The organism is Flexibacter flexilis DSM 6793 (assembly GCF_900112255.1).
Classification (GTDB): domain Bacteria; phylum Bacteroidota; class Bacteroidia; order Cytophagales; family Flexibacteraceae; genus Flexibacter; species Flexibacter flexilis.
The window spans coordinates 1-1,163 of record NZ_FOLE01000045.1 but is presented as its reverse complement, the minus strand read 5'-3'; the positions used below and the strand labels follow the sequence as shown (position 1 = coordinate 1,163).

At 46.0% G+C, this 1,163-nt stretch carries 1 protein-coding gene; it reads right to left on the bottom strand.

The window, feature by feature from the left end:
- On the bottom strand, positions 1-1,067 hold a 1,067-nt coding region (locus tag BM090_RS18080), incomplete at its 3' end, for a recombinase family protein (protein WP_177200021.1).
- Positions 1,068-1,163: the final 96 nt, after the last annotated feature.

The following is a 1,163-nucleotide window of genomic DNA, read 5'->3' as shown; positions in this document are numbered from 1 at the left end:
TGGCGCAGTCGCCCATGAACAGTTTCGGCATTCATGGACTTGTCTTTGTGCGCGGAGGTGCTGCTAAACCTGTAATAAGGATACAGTTGGTTCCTGCCTTTACTCCAACCCGCCAACAAACAATTTCCGTCTTCATCCGTCAAAAAACCTTTCAAAGGGAAGTCCTCCGACAAGCCTGCGGGGACAATGTTCGGGCGTTTTTGGTGCAATTTCTCTTGAATTTTTTGGTAAGTCTCCAACGAAATCAGGGCTTCATGTCTGGCCTTACGAAAGGGAATATTTCGTGTTCGGCTGGTGCCAAATTTGTTTTTGCTGGTTTTCTGATAATGAATATGACCAGTGTAAGCCAGTTGATTAAGAATGTTACTGGTGGCATTGAGGCTGATTCCGCTTTTGGCTTTCTTGGAAATACATTGCTGCGAAAGCAGTCCTTGGCTGTTCCAAAAATCTTTCAACTGCCTTATCGTTTGTATTTTATCGCTGGCGTAGGCTTCCAATCCTTCTTTGACCAAACTCGCTTCGGGTTCTTTGAACACGATTACTTTTCCGCCGTTGGGAGATTTAATGTGCTGATAGCCAAGCGGTGGAGTTCGTGGCCAATAGCCATCCATCATGCGGGCGTGCTGACGCGAAAAGACTCTTTCCGCGTTTTGTCTGCGAAAAAACTCCGCTTGCAAGGCCATGATTCCTTCCGAAAATCTGCCTGTGGCCGTGTTGTCGAAGGTCATTTTGACGGTTACAAAAGACAAACCCAATCTTTCCAACTCCTGTTTGATTTGCATGTGTACCACAATATCGCGGGCGATGCGGTCAATGTCATCACACAAAAAATATAAGATTTTGTTGGGGTTTTTGGCATTATGCAAAGCCACAAACTGGTACAAACTCAACAAAGCGGGTCTTTCCAGCAATCCGCCCGAAACGCCTTCTTCCTTGAAAACCTGTACCACATTCCAGCCTTTGGCTTGGGCGTACTGACGGCAGGCAATTTCTTGACCGTCCAAGCCCGCACCGTTTTGCACCTGAAGGTCGGAGGAAACACGACAATAAATAACTGCATTAACCATGATGTAGAGAAAAAGGGCTAAAGAAAAAGGCGGCTTTCACCGCCTGATTATACGCAATTGCAAGGCAGTAGCAAGAGCAAAATCATTTCTTTATGA